Below are 17,493 nucleotides of genomic sequence, written 5' to 3' on the forward strand. Positions count from 1 at the left end.
CAAGCCAAAAACGGAAGTTGGCGCAGACGCTCGCAGGTCCTCCGGACGCTACGAGGTCTTTGGAGCAGGCGATAACGGAGCTAGAGGTCATCTTCTTCTATGAGTGGATGGATGCTGGAGAAATCGGCAAGCTCTTGGTGGAATAGTTTGAAGTGATGTGCGCCGCCGAACCAGCTTAGAACTTCGTTTCGCTCCAGATTGGTTTTGCTTTTTGATAAGAGACTATGATAGGAAGAGTAGGGCCACTCTTTGAAATCAGGAATTAACCCGTGGTGCTGCGGATTGAAGTGGATGTAAAACACTAGCCTTGTAAAATAGGCTTCTGAGGTCACTTCTTTTCTTCTGAAACGTTTCTGGAACAAACTGTCGCTACGGCCATAGCGGGTGTTCATGGCTTTGGTGAAGGCGTTCAGTAAGTGGCTCAACTGGCGTTGAACGGTTACCGGCAACAGCTCCTGGTTCATCTCACTTGGCTTGAACAGATACTGCTCTTCCTTCACTTGCACCAGGAAATGAACATGGTTCGGCAACATACAATAACAAAAGGTATTCACAAACGGGGCTACATATTTGCGGTATAACTGCAGGAAATAAAAGTAGTTCTCTTGCGTGACAAACACGGTCTCCCCATTATTACCACTTGTGTAAAGATGGTAGAACTTGCCGGGTTCCAGTGCCTTCGTCTGCTGCATCATTCATTATACGTTATTGCAACTGCGCCTGCTCCCAAGACCTCGTAGCGTCCGGAGGACCTGCGAGCGTCTGCGCCAAAAACTCACTTCCCATCCTCAGAACTCTGCAACTTACTTTCTATCCCTTTGCTGAAGGCGTCAATGAAGGCGTGTTTGAGCACGTTGATGAAGGTTTTCCAGCCGTTGGTTTTGGGGTTGCTGATGTCGCCGGAGATGGGAATTTTGGTGGCTACCTGGTCGCGGGGCTGGTTTTCAGCGGCCTCGGTGAAGACACCAATCACGGCTTCTTTTACGGCACTCAGGAAACCGCCTTCCTTCTTGTCTTTCTTCCAGTTCAGGACTTTGATGTCTTCAAAGAAGGGTTTGATGTAGCCGTTTAGCTGGCCGTTGGTGCTCTTGAGTTCGCTGTACATGTCCAGCTTGCCGCGCTCCACGTCAAACTTGGCGTTGGCCTTGATGAAGGCGTTGAGGCTGGTGAGGTTCACGCCCGTGAGCTGAAAATCACCATCGAAGTCTGGGATGCGTTTGAGGGCGTTCACCTGCATTTTACCTTTGAACGCCCCGCCGCCAATGGAAGAGGCGGTGGCCGTCACCGAGGAAGGGAGTTTTTTCCCCACCTCCTCTACGTTGGCCAGATTGAGCGCCGTCAGCCTTAGGTTATCCAGATGCAGTTTCACGTCCGGCGAGGCCGAAAAATCAAGGAACGCCAGTCGGCCGTTGTGCACCTCAAAGCGGTTGATGGTGATGGGCATGAGGTCTTTCACCACCTCGGTCCAGTGGTCCAGCGTAGGGTCTTCCGATTTAGAGCCGCCCGCCAGAATGTTCAGCCTGGGGTTGGTCATGATGACCTCGCCCACCAGCTTGCCCTTAAACAAAGATTTCCACTCAATAGACAAATCGGTTTCAGTGATCTGCAGGAACGGGTACTTGGGGTTGCCTTTCTCCTCCAGCAGCACCAGCCCGTCTATCTGGTACGCCCCGCGTATGAGGGCAATGTCAATATCCTCCACGTGGCCCGTGTAGCCGGGCAGTTCGTCCAGCGTTTTGTTTACGTAATTTTTCACAATGTACGGCAGCGCAATCCGGAACGCGAGGAGCAGCACCACAAGGGTGAGTACTATTTTCAATGGTTTGGTGAGCCGAATAGCCATAATTCATTTCCTTTTCTGCAAGCTTTTTACGCAGTTAGGCCATTACTGTTAATTTGCTCACTTCTGGGGCTGAACTCATAGCACTTTTCACTTGTTTCTCCAGACACAGTATACGCGCTATTTTCGACCTGTTTTTGGAAAACGAGGCCGAAAACAGGAATGATGTAGACGCTCGCAGGTCCTCCTGACGCTACGAGGTCTATTTGAAATAGCTGATTGTCCCTGATTGATGTTGATGGTAAAAAAGCAATTCGCTGGCGCGAGTCTCCAGACTCGTGACTACCCGTGAAGCGAGTCTCCAGACTCGCCGGGAACCACCAGCCGGAAATGCGTGCATATTGGAGTCTGGAGACTCCACGCACGTTTTGTCACGAGTCTGGAGACTCGCGCCAGGAGAATATAATTCCTGTTTTTGGCCTGTTTTCAGAAAAATAGCCGCTAAACGGAAAACTCCCCTCTCCGCGGGAGAGGAGCCGGGGGTGAGGTGATACCGCACTCCTTTTACTACCTTTGCCCAAAATAGAATACCTTGAACGCCGCTCCCAAAATCCTGCTCCTTACGCCGCCGCTCACGCAGCTCAACACGCCCTATCCCGCCACCGCCTACATCAAAGGATTTCTGTGCGGAAGAGGGTTTGACGTAACCCAAGCAGATTTTGGTTTGGAGTTGGTGTTGCGGTTGTTCTCCCGCCGAGGGTTGAATCAAGTGTGTCAGGCCATTCTGGAGGGCACATATGAGCTGTCAGATAACAGCCAGCGCATGCTGCGCCTGCGGAAGTCGTACCTGGACACGGTGGAGCCGGTTATAAAGTTCCTGCAAGGCCGCGACAGCACCTTGGCTCACCCCATCGCCATGGGCGCGTTTCTGCCCGAGGCGAGCCGTTTTTTGCAGTTAGCAGATTTGGAGGAAGCCTTCGGAACGATGGGCATCACCGACCGCGCCCGGCACCTAGCAACCTTATACTTAGAAGATTTAGCCGATTTAATCAAGGAGACCGTCTGCCCCCACTTCGGCTTCAGCCGCTACGCCGATAAACTGGCCCTGAGCGCCACCTCTTTTGACCCGCTGGAAGATGAGCTGCAAACCACGCCCAATCTGGTGGACCAACTCTTGCTGGATTTATTGGACGAGCGAATGCAGGAAGTTCAGCCCAATGTGGTTGGTTTCTCGGTGCCGTTCCCCGGTAATCTGTACGGCGCGTTGCGGTTGGCGCAGTTCATCAAGCAGAAATACCCGCACGTGAAAACGCTCATGGGCGGCGGCTACCCAAACACAGAATTAAGAAGCCTGCGCGAACCCCGCATTTTCAAGTACATCGATTTTATCACGCTAGACGACGGCGAAGGCCCGTGGCTGCGCTTACTGGAGTTTTTCCAAGGCCAGCGCGAAGTGGAGCAACTGCAACGCACCTTCCTGTTGCTGAACGGCCAAGTACAATACATCAACGGCGCCACCGATGCCGATATTCCGCACACCGAGGTAGGCACTCCTGATTACAGTGACCTGAAACTGCACGAGTACCTGAGCGTGGTGGAAGTGCTCAACCCCATGCACCGCCTCTGGTCTGATGGCCGCTGGAACAAACTCACCGTGGCGCACGGCTGCTACTGGAAACGCTGCTCCTTCTGTGACATCACCTTAGACTATATTTCCCGCTATGAGACCGCGCCTGCCGCCTTATTGGTAGACCGCATTGAACAGATTATCGCGCAGACGGGCCAGACTGGTTTTCACTTTGTGGATGAGGCCGCGCCGCCCTTGGCCTTGCGCGATTTGGCCATTGAACTGCTGCGCCGCGGTGTGAAGATTACCTGGTGGGGCAACATCCGCTTCGAGAAAACCTTCAGCGCTGACCTTTGCCGCCTACTGGCCGCCAGCGGTTGTATTGCCGTCTCAGGTGGGTTGGAAGTAGCCTCAGACCGATTATTGGCGAAGATGGAAAAAGGCGTGAGCATTGCCCAGGTAGCGCGGGTAACCCGTGATTTCACCACCGCCGGCATCATGGTACACGCGTATCTGATGTACGGCTTCCCCACCCAGACCGCGCAAGAGACCATTGATTCTCTGGAAGTGGTTCGGCAGTTGTTTGAGCAGAATGTGATTCAGTCTGGCTACTGGCACCGGTTCTCCATGACCGCCCACAGTCCAGTCGGCAAGAACCCCGAGAAGTACGGCGTAGTGAAAATAGGCCCGGAGCCCGGCCTGTTCGCTGACAATGACTTGTGGCATGAAGACCCCCAAGGCGCAGACCATGAACTCTTCGGGGCGGGTTTAGCGAAAGCGCTGTATAACTACATGCACGGCATCGGGCTGGAAGAGCCGCTTTCGTTCTGGTTTGACTTCAAGGTTCCACGTGCCTCCCACCCCAAAAACATGATTGCGCAGGCTGTAGAAGCCACAGCACGCGCAGATTCTGAGAAGCAGAACCTGCGCGTGCTGTGGCTTGGCAATGCCCCGGAAATAGAAGTAGTGACCCAAACGAAGAAAGGCCGCACGTTCCATAACGCCCTGCTCACCTTCACCGAGAAAACGGAGGAATACGAAATCCGCACCTCGCCCGAAGTGGGCCAATGGCTGCATACGTGGTTGACGCGTTTGTCAGAAGATTACGGCCCCAAATATCTTTTAAAGGACCTAGCCGCGGATTACCCCGAGGGTCAGATGTTTACCTTCCAGGAATTTCTGATTACGGATACGTGGCTGGATTTGCGGGAGCGTGGGTTATTGGTGGTATGAGGAGGGAGTTCTGAGTCTTAAGTTCTGAATCAGTAAGATTCATCTGTTACTAAGGTCTCCCATTGCCAACTCTGGACTCACGACTCAATTTCCTCCGCACGCATTCCGTCCCCCTTTGAAGGGGTAGGGGGATGACCAAGGCCGCCGAGAAGAAACAAAAAGCTGCTGATCAAAGCCATCATCTCCTTCCTACTCATTATAAACACTTCTTGCTCAACTTCCGCGCCATAGAGGTGATCAGCAATGCGTATTCCTCAGCAAGAGTCATCATCCCCCTCCCCCCTTCAAAGGGGGACAATCAGCTAAAATATTATATTTAAAAATCTCCGTTTTTGGCCTGTTTTCTGAAAAACGGGCCAAAAACGGAGATTTTTATTTTCATTAGGAAACTACAGGTTAAACCGTTTCAAATACTCTTTTATCGGCTCAAGTCCCATCTCGGCGCGGCGTTTGTCTAGGTTGGCTTCGTCTTCCACTTGGTAGAGTTCTGGTTTCTGGGTCTGCGGGTTCATCCGGAGTTGGCTGCCGTAGAGTTGCGGTAAGCCTTGGTTCATGCGTACCCGGTCTTCCATCAGGGCCAGGCTGCTTTTGGAGGCTTCTCCTTTGGCGGCGGCTTCCCGCAGCAGAGGCAGATATTTCTCCATGGTGGCTTTGTCTGCGTGCTGAATCACGAGGAAAACGGCCTGGCTGGCCTGCTGCCCCACCAGACTCTTGCCGGGCCAGCCGCGTTTCTCCAGAATGGCCACCACCTGCTTTTTGTTTTCTTCGTCCTGCACCTCAATCTTAGACCACAAATCTTTCATCTGGGTAGACTCCATCCCGAACTTTTTCTGCACAGAATCAATCATGCCGCGGTACTGCTGGTCGGTCACATAGATTTTCTCCAGCTGGGCCTTCAGAGGTTTGTCATAGTTGGCTTCTATCTTCGCCAGGTGGGTTTCCAAGTCTTTCACCAGTTGCGGCCAGCGCTTGTCGGTGTGCAGGCTGGTGAGGTCGGTGTCGGTTTGGAGGTGGCTTTTGTTTTCCCAACCTTTGGCTACGGCCTGGTTCAGGTACGTGAAGGCTTTGGTTTTGTCACCCGCCAGCGCCCAGGAGCAGGCGGCGTTGTAATGATCGGTGGAACTTCCTTTTCCAGCCTTCAGGGCTTGGTCATACAGCTGACCCGAAGCTTTGTAATCTTTAGCCTGATACTTGGCAAACGCATCGGCGGCTGATTGGGCATAAGAGTGATGGCTACTGACCAGCAGAAGCAGACAGAACAGAAATAAAAAGGCTGTTTTCATGAGGGCTGAAGTTTGTATTTCTTTTAGGAAATATATTCAGAAAGAACCAGCCCACCGCGCATTTTAACACACTTTAACAAATACCCTTTACACCGGGCGCTGCATGTACAGATCGCGCTGCACATCCTGGCCTAGCACAAACTCCAGCTCTCCGGCTTCCTGAAACCCGTATTTCTGGTAGAATCTAATAGCGCGCTCGTTGCTTTCCCACACGGTGAGCCACACCACGTCATGCCCGTGCTCCTGAGCGCGTTTTAAGCTCATTTTCATCAACGTATCGCCTAACCCTCGGCCGATCCAGGCTTGTAGGAGGTACAGGCGGCTGATCTGGAACGGCTTTTCTCCGGAGATTTCGGGGGGAGCCGGGGCGGTATTCCATTTCACGTAGGCCACAGCCTCGCCCTCGGCTTCAGCGATCAGGAACTCCGTGTACGGGTCGGCTAGTTCAGCGGCCTGAAGTTCCGGGGTGTACATGGTAAAGTGAAAGGCCTCCATGTCCTCGGGTTTGTTGTAGGCCGCGAAGGTCTCGTCAAAGGTGCGCCAGCCTAAATTGGCGAGCAAAGAAGCATCGGCGGAAGTGCCGGGGCGGAAGGTGAAGGTATTGGTGGCGTGAACGGACATACAGTGTTTTTTAGGCAAAGATACAGGCCAGAATATCAAAGGAGAATCCCGCTCCGGATAAACCGAGGTCAGCGTTGCGTTTAGAGGCCGTTTTTCTGAAATCAGCCCCAAACTGGAATCCCGTAACAAGTATTTGAGCGGTGGAAATTCATCTGGATTCAGTCGTTATTTATACACTTTCTAAGGACGTACCTGCGTATACTAGTAGGTTAAACCAGAAATCCACCGCACATTTATATGTCTTCCGATAAATTCCCCGAAAAAAACCTTCCTGAAGAGGAGAACGGGCCTCAACATTCAGATGCCCGACGCACGTTCCTGAAGCAATCCTCGCTCTTGACGGCCCTGGCTCTGGCTCCCAGCGCAGCCATCAAAGCCGCCGAGCTGAAGTTTGAGGAGAAAGTAGCCGCCGTGTTTGAGCAAGTGAAAGTGACGCTAGGCATCAACGGCAAAAAACACAAACTGTCTATAGAGCCGCGGGCAACGCTCCTGGACTTGCTGCGCGAGCAGATGCACCTGACCGGCACCAAGAAAGGCTGCGACTACGGCCAGTGCGGCGCCTGCACCGTGCACGTAGACGGACAGCGCGTTCTGTCTTGCCTTACGCTGGCCGCCATGGTAGACGGCAAAGAAGTGACCACCATTGAAGGCCTCGCCAACGGCGACAAGCTGCACCCCATGCAGGAAGCGTTCATCAAGCATGACGGTTTCCAGTGCGGCTACTGCACGCCGGGCCAGATCATGAGCGCGGTGGCCTGCGTACGGGAAGGCCACGCCGATTCTGACGATGAAATCCGTGAGTTTATGAGCGGGAATATCTGCCGGTGCGGCGCTTACCCCAACATTGTGAACGCCATCAAAGAAGTTAAAAACGGAGGGCAGCGGGTATGATTCAGTTCCAATACGTAAAACCCAGCAAACCCAAGGCCGCCATTGACACGGTAGCCAAAGACCAGTCGGCTGTGTTCATCGCCGGAGGCACCAACCTGGTGGACCTTATGAAGCGCGGCGTCATGAACCCCGAGAAACTGGTAGACATCAACAAATTGCCGCTCCGGAAAATAGAGCGGGAAAACGGAAACGTACGCATTGGCGCTCTGGCGCTGAACGGAGCCGTGGCCGAGGACAAACTGGTGCTGGAGAAACATCCTTTGCTGGCGCAGGCCTTAAACGCGGGGGCCTCGGCGCAGCTCCGGAACATGGCCACCGTGGGCGGGAATATGATGCAACGCGTGCGCTGCCCTTATTTCTATGACACGGCCATGCCCTGCAACAAACGCGAACCGGGTACCGGCTGCGGCGCGCTGGAAGGCTACAACCGCATGCACGCCATCTTCGGGCACAGCGACAAATGCATTGCCGTGAATCCCTCAGACATGAACGTGGCGTTGGTGGCGCTGGATGCTGTCGTGCTGGTTTCCGGCCCCAAAGGCGATAGAAAAATCCCATTCGCGGAGTTCCACCGCCTGCCCGGCGACACGCCCCAAATCCACACCAACCTGCAACAGGGCGAGTTGATTATGGCCGTGGATGTACCGGAGAACCCTTATACCAAAAACGTGAATTACCTCAAAATACGCGACCGCAACTCCTATGCCTTTGCCCTGGTTTCGGTGGCCGCGGCACTGGACTTGGACGGCAGTACCATCAAATCGGCGAGGTTGGCGATGGGCGGCGTGGCGCACAAACCATGGCGACTGAACGAGGCCGAACAGTTCCTAGCCGGCAAACCCGCCACTGAAGCCACCTTCCGGCAAGCCGCCCAGTTGGCCATGCGCGGCGCGAAAGCCTTTGAACATAATAAATTCAAACTCACTTTAGGCCCTAACACCATTGTACAGGCCCTGAAAAACGCATCGGGCGTTGCTTAACCCTTCTTCCTTATGAAAGATTATTTCTTCCAAGATACCGTTGGTAAGCCCATGGACCGGGTAGATGGTCGCCTGAAAGTAACGGGTGCCGCCAAATACTCCGCTGAATACGAGTTGCCCAACATGGCGCATGCGGTGTTGGTGGGCAGCACCATCGCTAAAGGCAGCATCAAAAGCCTAGACACCAAAAGAGCCGAGAATGCGCCGGGCGTACTGGCCGTGCTGCATTACCAGAATGCGCCCAAAGTACCCGGCTATGCGCAGGCCGCCCACCCTACTGAGCCCAAGCCCGTGGGGCAACCGCTCCAGCTTTTCATCGACAACCAAATCCACTTCAACGACCACCCCATTGCCGTGGTGGTGGCCGACACCTTGGAACGCGCCATGTACGCGGCCAAGCTGGTGAAAGCGCAGTACAACGAGGAAAAGCACGCCACCGATTTCAACCGGAACACGGCCAAAGCGTTCTTGCCCACCGCCGCCAAACGCAACCCCAAACACCCGCTGGGCGATTACGTGCGCGGCAAAGAAGACGCCTATAAAATCGAGCCTCTGAAGATTGAAAGCGAGTACGTAATTCCCACGGAGTTTCACAACCCCATGGAGTTGCAGTCTATCATCGCGCACTGGGAGGCCGCCGACAAACTCACCGTCTATGACAAAACCCAGGCCGTGATGGGTACGCAGAACGCTTTCGCCAAAGATTGGAAAATCCCGGTGGAGAACGTGAAGGTGATTGCCACGTTTGTGGGCGGGGCCTTCGGGAACGGGCTGCACACCTGGCCGCACGAGACCGCCGCTATAATGGCCGCAAAAAAAGTAAACCGCCCCGTGAAGCTGATGCTGACGCGCGAGCAGATGTTTACCATGGTGGGCTACCGGCCACACGCCTGGCAGAAGGTGGGCATGAGCGCCACCAAAGACGGCAAAATCACCGCCATCACGCACGAGGCCATCGGGCAAACGTCTTCCTATGAGGAGTTCACTGAGTCTACCTTGCAGCAGACGCGCATGATGTACACCAGCCCCAACGTGACCACCCGTTACCGCATCCTGCCGCTGGACGTGAGCACACCCATCTGGATGCGCGGTCCCGGCGAGGCGACCGGCGCGTTTGCCCTGGAAAGTGCGCTGGACGAGATGGCGTTTGTGTTAGGCATGGACCCGCTGGAGTTCCGCTTGATTAACCACACCGACAAAGACCCGGAGAAGAACCTTCCCTGGTCTACTAAATATCTGAAGGAAGCCATGCAGATGGGGGCCGAACGGATTGGCTGGAGCAAACGCCAGTTGAAACCCGGCATGGTGAAAAACGGCGAGTGGCTGGTAGGCTACGGCATGGGTGTGGGCACCTTCGGGGCGAACCGCGGTCGGGCCAAAGTGAAAGCCACCCTGCACAAAGACGGAACGCTGGTGATGCAAAGTGCCACCACTGATATTGGCCCCGGCACCGGAACGGCCATGGTGCAGATTGCCGCGCAGAACCTGGGCTTGCCGCCCGAGAAGATTGTGTTTGAACTGGGAAGTTCTTTGTACCCGCCTTCGCCCAGCCAGGGCGGGTCGGCGACGGTGGCTACAGTAGGCTCGGCGGTGCATGCCGCGTGCCAGGCACTCAAGCAGCGGCTGACCAGCATGGTGGCCGGCAACGCCGATACCAGCTTCAAAGGTGCTACCGTAGAGAACCTCACGTTCAAAGACGGCTATGTTTCCATGACGGCCTCCCCTTCAGCGCGGCTCTCGTTCGCTGATATCCTGAAGCAGCAGAATTTACCGGAGCTGGAAGTCACCGAGGAATCTACCCCAGACGCCAGCCTGCGGCAGAAATACTCCATGTACTCCTACTCAGTGCATTTCGCCGAGGTGCAGGTGCATCCGTTAACGGGCCAAATCAAAGTGACCAACATGGTTTCCTGCGCCGATGCCGGCACTATCATCAATGCCAAAACGGCTGGCAATCAGATGGTTGGCGGCGCAGTAGGCGGCATCGGCATGGCTCTTACCGAAGGCGCCGTCATGGACCACCGGTTCGGGCGGTACGTGACCAAAGACTTAGCCGAGTACCACGTGCCCGTTCACGCCGATGCGCCTAATATCTCGTCTCTGTTCGTGAACAAACCGGACCTCATCAACAACCCGAACGGCACCAAAGGCATCGGGGAAATCGCGATCATCGGCGTAGCCCCAGCCATTGCCAACGCCATCTTCAACGCCACCGGCAAACGGATTCGTGAGTTACCCATCACGCCGGATAAGCTGATTTAAACAGTTGGTAGTAAAACGGAAAAGCCGCTTTTCTCAGGAGAAGCGGCTTTTCTGTTTTCAGGCTGTTTTTGGCAAAACAGCCTGAAAACAGATTAATTCAATACTATTGTAAACGCTGGCGCGAGTCTCCAGACTCGTGTCTTCGGATGCCGGGGAGTCTCTGACTCTCCTCGCTGCCTAGCAGCGAAAGTACGCATGGAGCAATCTTTCCAGGGTCTGGTAAAACAGCCGGATAGAGAATGCCTGTGGTTCCCGGCGAGTCTGGAGACTCGCTTCATCCTTAGTCACGAGTCTGAAGACTCGCGCCAGTTGGGGACAGTTAGTGAGTTGGCAGTAAGTTAGAGCCTTTTCTGTTTTGGAGGTGATTTTCTGAAAACGGCTTCAAAACAGAATTTCCTCCTATGGCGCGGAAGTTCCTTCCGTGACTTTCTAGTTGAGAAGCTGTTGGCGGAGACGCTCGCAGGAGCTGCGCACACTACGAGGTCTTTGGAGCAGGCGCTATCGGAACATCTTTACTGCTCTCTGCAAAGATTTACTCAATAGCCTCTAACATTATTCCGAATAAAAAAACCTCACAGGTTCTTAAAACCTGTGAGGTTTGAAATCGCAAAAGCGTTAATGAAAAGCCTATAAGTGTGTTAGGATTTTATAAGTGTCACCGCCATTTCTGTTTTTGGCCTGATTTTCAGAAAACAGGCCAAAAACAGAAACTCTCCAGCTAAATAGTATCCCCTAATCCCGCTTGCTTTTGAGCAGCTTGCGCAGCTCGGCTAACTCATCGCGGTATTTGGCGGCTTGCAGGAAGTCCAGTTCTTTGGCGGCGGCCTCCATCTGCTTTTCGGTTTTCTTGATGACCTTCTCCAGCTCGTCTTTCTTCATGTACTGCACCACCGGATCTGCGGCCACCGACATCAGGCTTTCGTCTGGACCGGCGTACACCTTAGGCTCCCGTTTATTGGAGTCGGCCACGGAGGTTTGTTCCATGATGGCTTCCTTGGATTTGTACACCGTGCGCGGCGTGATGCCGTGCTCCAGGTTGTACTCCATCTGAGTGGCTCTCCGGCGGTTGGTTTCGTCAATGGCGCGCTGCATGGAACCGGTCATTCTATCGGCGTACATGAGCACTTTGCCGTTCTCGTTCCGAGCGGCGCGGCCGATGGTCTGGATCAGGGAACGCTGGTCGCGCAGGAAGCCTTCTTTGTCGGTGTCCAGAATGGCGACTAAGCTTACTTCGGGTAAATCCAGGCCTTCGCGGAGCAGGTTGACGCCAATGAGCACGTCTATGATGCCCAGACGCAGCTCGCGCAGAATCTCCACGCGCTCCAGTGATTTCACCTCGGAGTGAATGTATTTGACTTTGATGTTGAGGCGCTCCATGTATTTGGTGAGTTCCTCGGCCATGCGTTTGGTGAGGGTGGTCACCAGAATGCGGTCGCCGCGCTTGATGCGGTTATCCACTTCGTCCAGCAGATCGTCAATCTGGTTTTGGCTGGGTCTGATCTCAATCTCGGGGTCCAGCAAGCCGGTGGGCCGAATGATCTGCTCCACTACCACACCTTCGGATTTCTGGATCTCGTAATCGCCGGGCGTGGCGCTCACGAAGATGACCTGGTGCATCACGCTCTCGAACTCGTTGAAAGTAAGCGGGCGGTTGTCCATGGCGGCGGGTAAGCGGAAGCCGTATTCTACCAGCGCGGTTTTACGCGAGCGGTCACCGCCCCACATGGCGCGCACCTGCGGCAGCGTGGCGTGGCTCTCGTCAATCACCATCAGGAAATCATCGGGGAAATAGTCAAGGAGACAGAACGGACGGGCTCCGGGCTCGCGGCGGTCAAAGTAGCGCGAGTAGTTCTCAATACCGGAGCAGTAGCCCAGTTCCCGGATCATCTCCAGGTCAAACTCGGTGCGTTCTTTGATGCGTTTGGCTTCGTTGTCACGACCTTCTTTCAGGAAGTACTCGTGCTGGGCCACCATGTCAAACTGAATCTCGTTGATGGCTTGGTTAAGCGTGTCTTTGCCCGTCACGAAGAGGTTGGCCGGGAACAGGGAAATGCTCTCCTCATCCGCTATTTTCTTTCCGCTCTGCGGGTCAATGCGCTGGATAGACTCAATCTCGTCGCCCCAGAAGTAAATGCGGTAGGCGAAATCGGCGTAGGCCGGAAAAATATCCACGGTATCGCCCTTCACCCGGAAAGTTCCACGTGTGAACTCCACCTCGGTGCGGCTGTAGAGAATGGACACGAACTGATAGAGCAGGTTGTTGCGGCTCACTTTCATGCCCGGGGCCAGCGGAATCACGTTCTTCCCAAACTCCTCGGGGTTGCCTATACCATAGATACAGCTCACTGAGGCGACCACGATCACATCGCGGCGGCCGGACAGCAGCGCCGAGGTGGCGTGCAGCCGCAGTTTCTCAATCTCTTCGTTGATGGCCAGGTCTTTCTCAATGAAGACATCAGAGGAAGCGATGTAGGCCTCGGGCTGGTAGTAGTCATAGTACGAGATGAAGTACTCTACCGCGTTGTTGGGGAAGAACTGCTTGAACTCGCCGTAGAGCTGCGCGGCCAGGGTTTTGTTGTGGCACAGCACCAGCGTGGGCTTCTGCACCTGCTGCACCACATTAGCTACGGTAAAGGTTTTACCGGTGCCGGTTGCGCCCAGCAGTACCTGGGCAGGCTCGCCGTTATTGACACCCTCCACCAGTTGGGCAATGGCCCGGGGCTGGTCGCCGGTGGGTTTGAATTCTGATGTTAATTGGAACTTCATACGTGAAGATTTACACTCAAAGGTAACGTATTATAACACCTACTGCCGCAATAGAGTTTAGCATTTGCTAAAGAAAGTAGCGTTTAGCGGCTCTTTTTCTGAAATTAACCGAAAAACGCCACTTTGGGTAAAGTGGCGTTCCAGAAGGTGTTTGTAGAAGGATACGTAAAACCTAGAGCTTCAATTACAGGGAGCTTCGTTCACCGACAGCAATTTGACGTGGGGGTAAATCACCGGGATAAACCCAGGGCATTCAGGAACTTCGTCTTTAGACAGGGCTTTCATGGTGATGTACACTTTCTTACCGGGTACCTGGTACACAGGATGCAGGTCAAATGTGTTGACGTATACAGAATCGTTCTGGGGTTTCTCGCCCACCAGTTCGGCGGCCGAAGGGTCTAGAATGGCTAATACGGTTCCGCAGCCTTGGTCCAGCACTACCGCCGGGTAACAGTCACTGATGACCTCTTCCTCTTCGCAGCCTGTGAAGGTTGCCATACCCGCAAGAGCCAATAAGACTAAGCCCCCCTTCTTCATTCTGTGTATGTTCTATGCTACAGTTTCTATACGTTTTTTTTGCTTCACTACAGCATTTGTCTAAGGTAAAGTAACGGTACTCTTTTTCTGGCTTTTGTCTGCGAAGGCTTTTTCCATGTGCTGCTCAATGGCAGTCATTACGTTTTCTTCTTTTTCGCTTACAACGTCTTTAATTTCTTCTTTCAGCCACAAGGCTGAGGTTCCAACGTAAAGGGGTACAGAAAATAACAGCGCCCATGTTCTTACTACTTTGGGGAGAGAGTAAGTCTTGTTCATGATGGTAATCACTTGGTAAGAAAATAGCCTGAGTAGTGTAGACCGCAGAAGCACGTCCTACCCCTATTCAGCATTGAAATTTGGAATAAAATAATTTATTTAGTTAGGCGCCATCTGCCCCCAATACTTACCCCCAACTGATACGCGTTTGCCTGCTGTTGCTCTTCGCGTACCATAGGAGTGAGAGAGTAGGTAAACTCTGGCGCCACTAAAATACTCATTTTCCTGCTCACATCATACCCTAGCCCTATGGCCGTTGATGTAGCCCACTGGAGCGTCTTGAAAGGAGAGTCCTTGTCATTGAAGCCGTACTCCACCGCCGCCACCTGATCTGTCTCCGGTATAATGCTGTTCTGCACCAACACACTCAGGTTAACGCCGCCGGCGAAATAGGCATATAACTTTTTCATGTTCAGCCGGTAAGCTAACCGCAGCGGGAGCCCCACCTGCTGGTACTTGTATTTAGTATTATACTGATCTGTGCGGCTCACGAAAACGTTCTGCGTAGAAACGTCACTTCTGGTAGTTAAAGCACTGGCGGCTAGCGGGGCACTTTTATTGGAACGCATATTGGCGTAGACGAACCCATTAGGGCTGGAGGCTGACGCCCCCGAAGCATAGACTAAGTAAGAATGCGTGGTAGTGGCCTCGTTTTGGGCATACATAATGCCGCTTTCTATCTGCCATTTCTCGTTTATTCTGTAACTGGCACCCACCATGGCAGAATAGGAGTACGCCGGGTTATAACTCTTATTATATTCCTCCACCGCTTCTTGGTAACTGTGGTACTGCTCATACATCTGCGGCTGGGCCAATGTCATCTCGCTCATGCCCGCGCTCTGCCCAATCTTAACCTGGTTATAAGCGTACTGCGGTGTATAGCTCATGTTCAGGCTCCACTTGTAGAAATCATTCTCTTCCTTCTTATCAATGCCTTGATTTTCGGATAGCTGCGGTTGTTGGGCTAGAACAGCAGGGTTCTCAGGCTCTTTCTGGGCCATAATGGTACGCTTGGGAACCATAGCCAAGGAGGAATCATTTCCGGCAACTGGCAACCCCTTATCTATAGCCAAATTGTTCGCCATGTCCCTTGTAAAAGGTTTAGCAGACATTGCATTGATGACTGGAGCTTTTGTCAACACAGCCTCCTCTGTTTGCTGGGTTGAAGAAGCTTGGCTTGCTTCTCCTAACCCCTCAGGTGCCGAACTATCTGCTGCTGGACCTACGCTGGCCAACGCCCCGGCAAAGGCTTCCTCCTTCCGGGCCAATGATGACTCTGCGCTGGCATTGGTAGTTCTGGGGTTATTCCAATTCCTGCGTTTAGTTCTTCCTGCCTCCTGGCTTAGCTGTTCTTTCTGGGCCTGATTTGCGTTTAGCGGCTCTTTTTCCAAAATTGGCCCCCAAACGGCAGCCAGTGCGTCTGATGTTTGTGCTGGATTCTGCCCTTCATTGGCAATTATTGTTTCCTTTGCCGCCGGTGCCGGAAGCTGTTTGTTTTCTTGAGACTGCTTAGGTGCTTGAGTAGCCAAAGAACCTGTTCCCAGAGGGGAGGAGGTATTTTGCCGCCAGAGCACCACGCCGGCAGATGTGAGCAGTAACAGGAAAACAGCCGCAATAGAGCGGTACCATTTCACCTGCTGCTTATAGCGCTGCAACTCATGGTTCTCCAGTTCTTTGCCTATGCCTTCCCAAATACGGGCTGGTGGTGTACTCTCAGCCCCCGCAAAGCCCTGCCGGAAGATATCTTCCACAGATTGGCCTTTGTCTTTCTCAGCCGGTGACTTTTTCATGGTATTGCTTTTTTAACCGCAGCAAGGCCTGCCGTAAGCTGGCGCGGGCGCGGGAATATTGTGACTTAGAAGTACTTTCTGTGATGTCCAGCATCTCTCCAATTTCCTTGTGGGAAAAACCTTCTATCGCGTACAGGTTGAAAACGGCCTGATAACGGGGCGGTAGCTCCCGTACCAACTGCAACAGTTCTTCATAGGCAAACTGACTGTCCAGGCTGTCGTTCTCGGTTACATCCTCCCACTCCTCTTCCTGCTCCGTCACCATTAGATGCCGGTTGCTGCGCTGGTGCTTCAGGGCGGTGTTGATGACAATGCGCTTAATCCAAAACTCCAGCGGGCAGTCGCCTTTAAAATTCTTCAGGTACAGAAACACCTTCACGAAAGCATCCTGCAAGATGTCTTCGGCCTCAAAATCTGTACGGGCATACCGTTTACTCACGCTCAACATCTTGCCCGCGTACCGGTGGTAGAGCAGATGTTGGGCGTCTCGCTTCCCGGCTATCGCCCGCCTAATGAGGTCTTCCTCAGTAGGATCTTTGGATTTGAGAATCTTCAACGGTGGGTCCTGTATAATTTTCTACTGGTAAGAGCCCTGCAGTGCGCCAAAGGTTGCATGGCCATGTGCTTGGTTGTGAAATTATTTTCATGAACCAAGCACATGGCTTAGAGAGAGGAGAGTAAATGGAAGTTAGTTTGGGCCCGATTCTGGAAAAACAGCCCCTAAACAGGATTAGCTATTCCAGATTTGCCAGGCTACTTCCGCCTGCAGGCAAAGCATTTCATAACCGTTAATGGTTCTGGCCCCCATCTCTTTCCCTTTTTTCAGGAACAGGGTTTCGGCGGGGTTATACACCAAATCATAGAGGTAGTGGTGGGCGGAAAGCAGATGGTAAGGAATGGCGGGCGCCTCCTCCTGCTTTGGGTAGGTGCCTACCGGCGAGGCATTGATAATAAGGGAAACCGCCGACATAACGCTGGGCGATAGCTCGTCATAGGTGAGCACATGAGGGCTTCTTTTCTCTCTGGAGACTACCCGGTAGGCAATGTTCAGGTATTCCAAGGCCGCCATCACCGCCTTGGCGGCCCCCCCGGTACCCAAGACCAAGGCCTGCGACTGTGAATAGCAATGGTAGAAATTCTGGAGGGACTGCATGAACCCCTGGTAATCTGAATTATAGCCAATTAGCCGACCATTCTCAAACTTCACTACGTTGATGGCCCCAATGCGAGCGGCCGCCGGTTCCACCTCGTCCAGGAAAGGGATGACCACCTCTTTGTAAGGGATGGTCACATTTAGCCCCCTCAGATTAGGGTGGGCCTGTAACAATTGCGGGAATTGTTCAATGTCATCTAGCTCAAACAGATGGTATACACTATTTTGGATACCGTCTGCGGCAAATTTCTCTGTGAAATATTTTTGGGAAAAGGAATGGCTCAGCTTATAACCAACCAACCCATATTCATTTTTCATTTTGAACTAATTGGGAGAGTTGGCTAATATACAACG

At 53.2% G+C, this 17,493-nt stretch carries 14 protein-coding genes; 4 read left to right on the forward strand and 10 right to left on the reverse strand.

Annotated features, from left to right (window positions below):
• Positions 1-80: 80 nt before the first annotated feature.
• Positions 81-695 carry a hypothetical protein gene (locus EFA69_RS01590; RefSeq protein WP_123131328.1) on the reverse strand — a complete coding sequence of 205 codons (615 nt, stop codon included), beginning with the start codon at positions 693-695 and terminating at the stop codon, positions 81-83.
• Positions 696-775: 80 nt separating this feature from the next.
• On the reverse strand, positions 776-1,843 hold the full coding sequence (locus tag EFA69_RS01595; RefSeq protein WP_123131329.1) for a DUF748 domain-containing protein: 1,068 nt from the start codon (positions 1,841-1,843) through the stop codon (positions 776-778).
• A 529-nt stretch (positions 1,844-2,372) separates the two neighbouring features.
• On the opposite strand from EFA69_RS01595, the gene EFA69_RS01600 reads away from it, so the two are divergent.
• A complete protein-coding gene (locus EFA69_RS01600; protein ID WP_123131330.1) occupies positions 2,373-4,580 on the forward strand; it encodes a B12-binding domain-containing radical SAM protein in 2,208 nt (735 codons plus the stop codon).
• Positions 4,581-4,969: 389 nt separating this feature from the next.
• Here EFA69_RS01600 and EFA69_RS01610 read toward each other — a convergent pair whose 3' ends face one another.
• Positions 4,970-5,863 (reverse strand): DUF6624 domain-containing protein, encoded by an 894-nt coding sequence (locus EFA69_RS01610; RefSeq protein ID WP_123131332.1) that lies wholly within the window; start codon positions 5,861-5,863, stop codon positions 4,970-4,972.
• An 87-nt stretch (positions 5,864-5,950) separates the two neighbouring features.
• Positions 5,951-6,484 carry a GNAT family N-acetyltransferase gene (locus EFA69_RS01615; protein ID WP_123131333.1) on the reverse strand — a complete coding sequence of 178 codons (534 nt, stop codon included), beginning with the start codon at positions 6,482-6,484 and terminating at the stop codon, positions 5,951-5,953.
• A gap of 237 nt (positions 6,485-6,721) precedes the next feature.
• Between EFA69_RS01615 and EFA69_RS01620 the strand changes: the two genes are divergently transcribed.
• Genes EFA69_RS01620 through EFA69_RS01630 form a run of 3 tightly spaced genes read left to right on the forward strand, consistent with a single transcriptional unit; the run spans position 6,722 to position 10,617 of the window.
• On the forward strand, positions 6,722-7,375 hold the full coding sequence (locus tag EFA69_RS01620; protein WP_123131334.1) for a (2Fe-2S)-binding protein: 654 nt from the start codon (positions 6,722-6,724) through the stop codon (positions 7,373-7,375).
• Positions 7,372-8,355, forward strand: coding sequence for an FAD binding domain-containing protein (locus EFA69_RS01625; protein ID WP_123131335.1), 984 nt, complete (start codon positions 7,372-7,374; stop codon positions 8,353-8,355). The genes EFA69_RS01620 and EFA69_RS01625 overlap by 4 nt, the downstream gene beginning before the upstream one ends.
• A 12-nt stretch (positions 8,356-8,367) precedes the next feature.
• On the forward strand, positions 8,368-10,617 hold the full coding sequence (locus EFA69_RS01630; protein ID WP_123131336.1) for a xanthine dehydrogenase family protein molybdopterin-binding subunit: 2,250 nt from the start codon (positions 8,368-8,370) through the stop codon (positions 10,615-10,617).
• A 732-nt stretch (positions 10,618-11,349) separates the two neighbouring features.
• On the opposite strand, the gene uvrB is transcribed toward EFA69_RS01630, so the two are convergent.
• The 6 genes from uvrB to EFA69_RS01660 all read right to left on the reverse strand — a co-directional run bounded on the left by uvrB (position 11,350) and on the right by EFA69_RS01660 (position 17,457).
• Entirely contained in the window at positions 11,350-13,383 is a 2,034-nt protein-coding gene (gene uvrB, locus EFA69_RS01635) for an excinuclease ABC subunit UvrB (RefSeq protein ID WP_123131337.1), read from the reverse strand.
• Positions 13,384-13,563: 180 nt separating this feature from the next.
• Positions 13,564-13,881, reverse strand: a complete 318-nt coding sequence (locus EFA69_RS01640; RefSeq protein ID WP_123131338.1) for a hypothetical protein — start codon at positions 13,879-13,881, stop codon at positions 13,564-13,566.
• Between the two features lie 99 nt (positions 13,882-13,980).
• Positions 13,981-14,196 carry a hypothetical protein gene (locus EFA69_RS01645; RefSeq protein WP_148041226.1) on the reverse strand — a complete coding sequence of 72 codons (216 nt, stop codon included), beginning with the start codon at positions 14,194-14,196 and terminating at the stop codon, positions 13,981-13,983.
• A gap of 95 nt (positions 14,197-14,291) precedes the next feature.
• Positions 14,292-15,986 carry an outer membrane beta-barrel protein gene (locus EFA69_RS01650; RefSeq protein ID WP_123131340.1) on the reverse strand — a complete coding sequence of 565 codons (1,695 nt, stop codon included), beginning with the start codon at positions 15,984-15,986 and terminating at the stop codon, positions 14,292-14,294.
• The gene (locus tag EFA69_RS01655; protein ID WP_245964463.1) at positions 15,967-16,542 is read right to left on the reverse strand and encodes an RNA polymerase sigma factor; all 576 of its coding nucleotides are present in this window, start codon (positions 16,540-16,542) and stop codon (positions 15,967-15,969) included. The genes EFA69_RS01650 and EFA69_RS01655 overlap by 20 nt, the downstream gene beginning before the upstream one ends.
• 174 nt (positions 16,543-16,716) lie before the next feature.
• Positions 16,717-17,457: a shikimate dehydrogenase family protein gene (locus EFA69_RS01660; RefSeq protein WP_123131341.1), complete on the reverse strand. Its 741-nt coding sequence runs from the start codon at positions 17,455-17,457 to the stop codon at positions 16,717-16,719.
• Positions 17,458-17,493 lie beyond the last annotated feature (36 nt).

The organism is Rufibacter immobilis (assembly GCF_003721565.1).
Taxonomy (GTDB): Bacteria; Bacteroidota; Bacteroidia; order Cytophagales; family Hymenobacteraceae; genus Nibribacter; species Nibribacter immobilis.

Coding starts and splice junctions, on each gene's coding strand:
- EFA69_RS01590 (WP_123131328.1), bottom strand. CDS start 695: ATGATGCAGCAGACGAAGGCACTGGAACCCGGCAAGTTCTACCATCTT.
- EFA69_RS01595 (WP_123131329.1), bottom strand. CDS start 1,843: ATGGCTATTCGGCTCACCAAACCATTGAAAATAGTACTCACCCTTGTG.
- EFA69_RS01610 (WP_123131332.1), bottom strand. CDS start 5,863: ATGAAAACAGCCTTTTTATTTCTGTTCTGTCTGCTTCTGCTGGTCAGT.
- EFA69_RS01615 (WP_123131333.1), bottom strand. CDS start 6,484: ATGTCCGTTCACGCCACCAATACCTTCACCTTCCGCCCCGGCACTTCC.
- EFA69_RS01620 (WP_123131334.1), top strand. CDS start 6,722: ATGTCTTCCGATAAATTCCCCGAAAAAAACCTTCCTGAAGAGGAGAAC.
- EFA69_RS01625 (WP_123131335.1), top strand. CDS start 7,372: ATGATTCAGTTCCAATACGTAAAACCCAGCAAACCCAAGGCCGCCATT.
- EFA69_RS01630 (WP_123131336.1), top strand. CDS start 8,368: ATGAAAGATTATTTCTTCCAAGATACCGTTGGTAAGCCCATGGACCGG.
- uvrB (WP_123131337.1), bottom strand. CDS start 13,383: ATGAAGTTCCAATTAACATCAGAATTCAAACCCACCGGCGACCAGCCC.
- EFA69_RS01640 (WP_123131338.1), bottom strand. CDS start 13,881: ATGGCAACCTTCACAGGCTGCGAAGAGGAAGAGGTCATCAGTGACTGT.
- EFA69_RS01645 (WP_148041226.1), bottom strand. CDS start 14,196: ATGAACAAGACTTACTCTCTCCCCAAAGTAGTAAGAACATGGGCGCTG.
- EFA69_RS01650 (WP_123131340.1), bottom strand. CDS start 15,986: ATGAAAAAGTCACCGGCTGAGAAAGACAAAGGCCAATCTGTGGAAGAT.
- EFA69_RS01660 (WP_123131341.1), bottom strand. CDS start 17,457: ATGAAAAATGAATATGGGTTGGTTGGTTATAAGCTGAGCCATTCCTTT.